This window comes from Kitasatospora sp. NPDC001664, from assembly GCF_053596675.1.
This window is the reverse complement of record NZ_JBSFGS010000052.1, coordinates 23,311-29,310: the sequence shown is the minus strand read 5'-3', so window position 1 is coordinate 29,310 and position 6,000 is coordinate 23,311. Positions and strand designations below refer to the sequence as shown.

Below are 6,000 nucleotides of genomic sequence, written 5' to 3'. Positions count from 1 at the left end.
GCGGCGTGGTGCTTGGAGTGGTGCAGCTCGAGGATCTCGGCGGACATCGCCTTCTCCAGAGCCGAGTAGTCGTACGGAAGATCGGGGAGCGTGTAGGTGCCCATCGGGCCCACCACCTTTTCGGAGCGCTGATCTGTCGTCTACGACCCCAACATCCTTGTGCCGCAAGGGGCAAGGAACGGCGGGCCGGTTCCGACCAAGGTCCGATCCAGCCTAGGTCCGTGGACCTAGCGCCCTTGTTGCACAATCAATGCAAGTACATGAACGAGGGAACAAGGCGGAACCATGTCGGATTCACCCGTGGTGCTGGGCATCGAGTCGTCCTGCGACGAGACCGGCGCCGGACTGGTCCGGGACGGGGTGCTGCTCGGCCAGGCGGTGGCGTCCAGCATGGACGAGCACGCGCGCTTCGGTGGCGTCGTGCCGGAGATCGCCGCGCGGGCGCACGTGCACGCCGTCGCCCCCGTGGTCCGCGAGGCGCTGGACCGGGCCGGGCTGACCCTGGCCGACGTCGGCGCGGTGGCCGTCACCACCGGGCCCGGCCTGTCGGGGGCGCTCCAGGTCGGGGTGGCCGCCGCCAAGTCCTACGCCTTCTCGCTGGGCGTCCCGCTCTACGGGGTGCACCACCTGGCCGGCCACGTGGCCGCCGCGACCCTGGACGGCGGACCGCTGCCGGACCCGTGCGTCGTGCTGATCGTCTCCGGCGGCCACACCTCGCTGCTGCTGGTGCGCGACCTGGCCCGCGACCCGATCGTCCACCTCGGGGACACCCTGGACGACGCGGCCGGCGAGTGCTTCGACAAGGTGGCCCGGATCCTCGGCCTGCCCTACCCCGGCGGCCCCGCCATCGACCGGGCGGCCCGCGAGGGCGACCGGAAGGCGGTGCGTTTCCCGCGTCCGCTGACGGGTGCTCAGGACGCTCCCTACGCCTTCTCCTTCTCCGGCCTGAAGACCGCCGCCGCCCGCTGGGTGGAGGCCCAGGAGCGCCCGCACGTGCCGGACGCCGCCGCCGCCCTCCAGGAGGCGGTGGCCGACGTGCTCACCCGCAAGGCCGTCCGGGCCTGCACCGACCACGGGATCACCACCCTGGTGGTGGTCGGCGGGGTGGCCGCCAACTCCCGGGTGCGCGAACTGGCCGAGCGCCGCTGCGCCTCGGCCGGCATCACCCTGCGCGTCCCGCCGCTGGGCCTGTGCACCGACAACGGCGCGATGATCGCCGCCATCGGCGACCTGCTGGTCCGCGCCGGCGCCGAACCCGCCCCGGCCGACGTCTCGGTCGACCCCTCCGCCCCGCTGGAGCACGCCGCGCTGGTCCCGCTCGCCCACCGGCGGCGGGCAGCCGCCTGACGGTACCGTCGGCCCCGGACGTACGACGGAGGAGGGGCATGACCACCACGGTGCTGGACGCCAGGGCGCTCAACCGGGCCACGCTGGCGCGCCAACTGCTGCTGGAGCGGGCCGGGCTGACGGTGCCGCAGGTGCTGGAGCGGCTGGCCGGGCTCCAGGCCCAGACCCCGCAGACCTGGTACGTCGGGCTGTGGAGCCGGATGGACCGCGACCCCGCGGCGGAGGCCTCGGCACTGCTGGCGGACGGTGCGGCGGTGCGGATCGCGGTGATGCGCGGGACGATCCACCTGCTCACCACCGAGGACGCGCGCTGGCTGCGGCCGCTGGTCGACCCGGTGATCGAGCGCGGCACGCTGTCCGCCTTCCGCCGCAAGCTGGCCGGGCTGGACCTGGCCGAGGTGACGGCGGCCGGGCGGGCGGCGTTCGCCGAAGGGCCGCTCACCTTCGCCGAGTTGGGGAAGCTGCTGGCCGAACGCTGGCCCGGGCACGACGGTGCGGCGATGGCACAGGCGGTGCGGGCGGCGGTGCCGCTGGCGCAGGTGCCGCCGCGCGGTCTCTGGGGCCGCAGCGGGCCGGTGGCCCACCTGCCGCTGGAGCAGTGGACCGGGCAGGGCCTGCGGGCCGCTCCGGTGGACGAGCTGGTGCGGCGCTACCTGGCGGCCTTCGGGCCGGCCACCGTCAAGGACGTGCAGCAGTGGTCGGGCCTGACCAGGCTGGCCGAGGTGCTGGACCGGCTCCGCCCGGAGCTGGTGACCTTCCGGGACGAGGAGGGCCGCGAACTGTTCGACCTCCCGCAGGCACCCCGCCCGGACGGGGACGTCCCGGCGCCGGTCCGCTACCTCTACGACTTCGACAACCTGCTGCTCTCGCACGCCGACCGGAGCAGGGTGCTGACGGTGGACTTCGCCGACCAGGGCTTCGCCGGGGTGAACGAGATGCCCCGGTCCGTGCTGGTGGACGGCTGGGTGGCGGCCACCTGGCGGATCGAGACCGGCAAGCGGGAGGCGGTGGTGACGGTGCGTCCGTTCCACCGCCTGACGGCCGCGCAGCGGCACGACCTGGTGGAGGAGGGCACCGCGCTGGCCCGCTTCCTGGCCCCGGAGGCGGCGCGGCACGAGGTCCGGATCACCGCTCCCACGACCACCTGACACTGTCCCGGCCGGACCATGGCGACCTTCACCGCCCGTCCACATACTCGGTCGTGCGCCGAACCCTCGACGACGCGGCGCCACGGGCACGTTGACCGGAAGAGGTGATGGTCGGTGCGCAGGGTGAGTGCGACGGAGGGCTTCCTCGGTGCCGAGCCGTGGCGGGCGAACGGCCACTGGGACGTGGTGGTGGTCGGGCTCCCGTACAGCGGGAGCAGCGCGGCCGGTCGGGCCGACCTCGGCCCCGGGATGCTGCGCAGCGTCTCCCGGGCCGTCAGCCCGGGGCTGCTCCGCGGGCCCGTCCCGGGCTGGTGGGACCGGGCGGAGCAGGAGCTGCTCTGCGCCGGGCTGACCTTCGCCGACGCCGGCGACCTGCGGATGGACCCGCTCAACGCCGGACAGGACCTCGACCTGGTGCCGGAGGTGCTGGAGCGGCTGCGGGCCACCTGCCGGCTGCTGCTGGTGCTGGGCGGCGACGACTCGCTCGGCTACTGGGTGCACGAGGGCTTCGCCGGCGTGCTGGCGCACCTGGACGCGGAGCAGGACGACCAGGAGCCGCGCTGCCCCTCCGGGCCGACCAGGAGCGACTTCGTCCGCCACCTGGAGCGGCTGGAGGAGCTGCGGATCGTCCAGTACGGGCAGCGCGGCCTGGTGCAGGGGCGCCCCGAGGGGCCCGGTGACCGCCGGGACCTGGCCCGGGACGTGGCCGAGCTCAAGTCGCTGGTCGCGGGCTCCGGCGCGGCCGCCTGCGCGGTCCTGCTGGACGTGTCCGTGCTCGACCCCGGGGTGGTCCGCAGCGTCGCCGCGCCGCTGCCCGACGGGCTGACCACCGATCAACTCGGCGGCACCCTGCGGGCGGTGGGCTCGGCGGGCGTACCGGTGCGGCAACTCACGGTGACCGAGTTCGCCCCCGAGGGGGCGGAGGGCGCGGCCGGGCGGCTGGACGCGATGCGGCTGGTGCAGCTGGTCGTCCGGGCCTGTCACGACTGGCTGACCTGAGGCGGTGCCCCGCGGGGCGTCACCGAACTGACCGCCCCGCTGGTCCGCCCCGACGGCTACGCCGCCTGGAGTTCGGCCTCACCGGCCCCGCTCACCACCGCGCTGACCCGCTGGTTCAGCGAGCCGTCCGGCAGCTGACGGCGGTTCAGAGCAGCGAGAGCGCCTGGTCGGCGGCGGCCCGGATCCGGACCCGGTCCGGGGCGGCCCGGGCGATCACCCGGATCCCCTGGAGCAGCACCAGCAGGAAGCGGGCCAGTGCGTAGGGGTCCTTGGACCCGTCCAGCTCCCCCTGGGCGTGGGCCCGGACCAGCGCGGAGGTCAGGGCGGTCTCCAGGACCGTCCAGCTCCGTTCGACCTGGGCGGCCACCACCGGGTCGCGGGAGGAGAGCTCGATGGCCGCGTTGACCACCAGGCAGCCGCGCGGCTCGGAGTCGTGCAGGGCCTCGTGCACCCAGCTCTCCACCAGCGCCCGGACGGCCGGGAGGGCCGGGCCCGGCTGCGACAGGGCCGCGACGAACCCGGTCTCCCGGCTCTCCAGGTAGCGCTTGAGGGCGCTGAGGTAGAGGTCGTGCTTGCTGCCGAAGGTCCCGTAGATGCTGGCCCGGGCGATGCCCAGGTGCTCGACCAGGTCGGCCATCGAGGTGGCCTCGTAGCCGCGCTCCCAGAACAGGTCCATCGCCTGCACCAGCACGCTGTCCGGATCGAACTCCTTGGTCCTCGCCATGGCTCCGACCGTAAGTCATTCGAGACCGTTCGGTCCAGTAGTGGACCGGGGACCAGGGCGCCGGGTCCGAGGGGTCGATGAACTGGTTCACGTGATCCCTTGAGCCTCTCGGAGGGGCGATCATTGCTCTATCTGGACCAAGCGTTCTTGAACTGCTACGGTTCAGGAACAGCAGAGATCTGGCGAACTGGTCTCTATCTGGAACGATTGGTCTGGAAAAGCTGGAGGGGTGTCATGGCTGCGGATCCGGCCCTCGGGCCGCCGGTCTTACGGCAGCGGGCCGCGTTCGCACTGCTGGGGACGGTGCAGGTGGTGCTGATCGCCACGATCACCGTGATCACGGTCGCGCTGCCCGCGATCCAGGCCGAACTCGGGCTCACCGAAACGGACTTGGTGCTCGCCATCTCGGCGTACAGCCTCTCCTTCGGCGGGCTGCTGCTGCTCGGCGGACGGCTGGCCGACCTGCTCGGCCACCGCCGGGTCTTCACCGCCGGAGTGCTGGTCTTCGGACTCGCCTCGGCCCTCGCCGCCGCCGCGCCGAACCTGGCGCTGCTGGTGGCGGCCCGCTTCGGCCAGGGCGTCGGTGCGGCCGCCGCGGCCCCGGCCGCGATGGCCCTGCTCGGCTCGGTCTTCCCGGCCGCCGAGCGGCGCGGACGGGCCCTCGCGGTCTGGGGCGTGCTGGCCTCGATCGGGGCCGGTACGGGGAACATCGTCTCCGGCGTGGTGCTGCACTGGGTCTCCTGGCGGTGGACCTTCGTGGCCCCCGCGGCGGTGGCCGCCGTGGTGGTGCTCGCCGCCCCCAGGGTGCTGCCGTCCGGGCCCGGGCCCCGGCGGGAGAAGCTCGACCTGCCCGGCGCGGTGCTGGCCACCGCCGGCCTGGCCGCCCTGATCTTCGGCCTGACCGAAGTCCACAGCCTGTGGATCGCAGTGGGGACCGTCCTGCTTGCGGCCTTCGGGCTCACCCAGCTCCGCGGCTCCAGCCCGCTGGTGCCGCCCTCCTTCCTGGCCTCGCCCCGCCGGGTGGCCGCCCTGACGGCGATCGCGCTGACCGCCGCCTGCATGGCCACCTACTTCTTCGTGCTCGCGCTCTACTTCCAGCAGGTGCGCGGCTACTCGACCCTGGCCACCTCGGCGGCCTTCGTCCCGCCGGCCCTCGCAGTGGTGCCGGCCGGTGCGCTGGCCGGCCGGGCCCTGGCCCGGTACGCCCCCGCCGCCGTCACCTCTGCCGGGCTCGGGCTCTCCGCCCTGGGGCTCGCGGTGCTCAGCGGGATCTCCGCCGACAGCGCGTACGTCGGCCCGCTGCTGATCGGAGTGGTCCTCTTCCCGGTCGGGGCCGGCTTCACCTTCTCGGGTGCCACCGTCTGGGCGGTCAGCGACGCCCCGGCCCACCAAGCCGGCCTGGCCGGAGGGGTGATGAACACCGCGATGGAGATCGGCCCCCCGATCGGCCTCGCCGTCCTGATCCCTCTCGCCACCGCCCACGCCGGCACCACTCCCACCCCGGCCGCCGTCTCCTCCGGCTACGCCTTCGCCTTCCTCCTCGCCGCAGCCACCCTCACGGTGGCGGCCGCCCTGACGCTGCTGCTGCGCACCAGAGCAACTCGCTAGAGCGGCGCACCTGGCTACGCCACCAGGGGCGCGAGGAACTGCGCGAAGCGGAAGGCGGCCCAGAGCCAGATCGGGGCACGTCAGCCAGTTGCACGCGCTGCCGTTCCCCAGCGCGCAGTTCCTCGCGCCCCCGGCCTCACCACCTACGTCCCTCACGCCCCTCGGGGCCAACCC

5 protein-coding genes and 2 pseudogenes are annotated in these 6,000 nt (G+C 74.0%); 5 read left to right on the top strand and 2 right to left on the bottom strand.

Going from position 1 to position 6,000, the window contains the following annotated elements; genetic code table 11:
* Positions 1 to 104 (bottom strand): annotated as a pseudogene (locus ACWCYY_RS39150) (superoxide dismutase); the annotation flags it as partial.
* Between the two features lie 181 nt (positions 105 to 285).
* Here ACWCYY_RS39150 and tsaD point away from each other — a divergent pair.
* The 4 genes and pseudogenes from tsaD to ACWCYY_RS39130 all read left to right on the top strand — a co-directional run.
* Entirely contained in the window at positions 286 to 1,347 is a 1,062-nt protein-coding gene (gene tsaD, locus ACWCYY_RS39145) for a tRNA (adenosine(37)-N6)-threonylcarbamoyltransferase complex transferase subunit TsaD (protein ID WP_345280359.1), read from the top strand.
* A gap of 38 nt (positions 1,348 to 1,385) precedes the next feature.
* A complete protein-coding gene (locus tag ACWCYY_RS39140; RefSeq protein ID WP_449798791.1) occupies positions 1,386 to 2,495 on the top strand; it encodes a winged helix DNA-binding domain-containing protein in 1,110 nt (369 codons plus the stop codon).
* A gap of 114 nt (positions 2,496 to 2,609) precedes the next feature.
* On the top strand, positions 2,610 to 3,494 hold the full coding sequence (locus ACWCYY_RS39135; RefSeq protein ID WP_449798790.1) for an arginase family protein: 885 nt from the start codon (positions 2,610 to 2,612) through the stop codon (positions 3,492 to 3,494).
* 24 nt (positions 3,495 to 3,518) lie between these two features.
* Positions 3,519 to 3,632: pseudogene (locus ACWCYY_RS39130) on the top strand (aromatic-ring hydroxylase C-terminal domain-containing protein); the annotation flags it as partial.
* 7 nt (positions 3,633 to 3,639) lie between these two features.
* Here the strand turns inward: ACWCYY_RS39130 and ACWCYY_RS39125 are convergent.
* Positions 3,640 to 4,218: a TetR/AcrR family transcriptional regulator gene (locus ACWCYY_RS39125; RefSeq protein WP_345280353.1), complete on the bottom strand. Its 579-nt coding sequence runs from the start codon at positions 4,216 to 4,218 to the stop codon at positions 3,640 to 3,642.
* Positions 4,219 to 4,452: 234 nt separating this feature from the next.
* On the opposite strand from ACWCYY_RS39125, the gene ACWCYY_RS39120 reads away from it, so the two are divergent.
* A complete protein-coding gene (locus ACWCYY_RS39120) occupies positions 4,453 to 5,826 on the top strand; it encodes an MFS transporter (RefSeq protein ID WP_449798789.1) in 1,374 nt (457 codons plus the stop codon).
* The last annotated feature ends 174 nt before the right edge of the window (positions 5,827 to 6,000 follow it).

Coding starts and splice junctions, on each gene's coding strand:
- ACWCYY_RS39140 (WP_449798791.1), top strand. CDS start 1,386: ATGACCACCACGGTGCTGGACGCCAGGGCGCTCAACCGGGCCACGCTG.
- ACWCYY_RS39125 (WP_345280353.1), bottom strand. CDS start 4,218: ATGGCGAGGACCAAGGAGTTCGATCCGGACAGCGTGCTGGTGCAGGCG.
- ACWCYY_RS39120 (WP_449798789.1), top strand. CDS start 4,453: ATGGCTGCGGATCCGGCCCTCGGGCCGCCGGTCTTACGGCAGCGGGCC.
- tsaD (WP_345280359.1), top strand. CDS start 286: ATGTCGGATTCACCCGTGGTGCTGGGCATCGAGTCGTCCTGCGACGAG.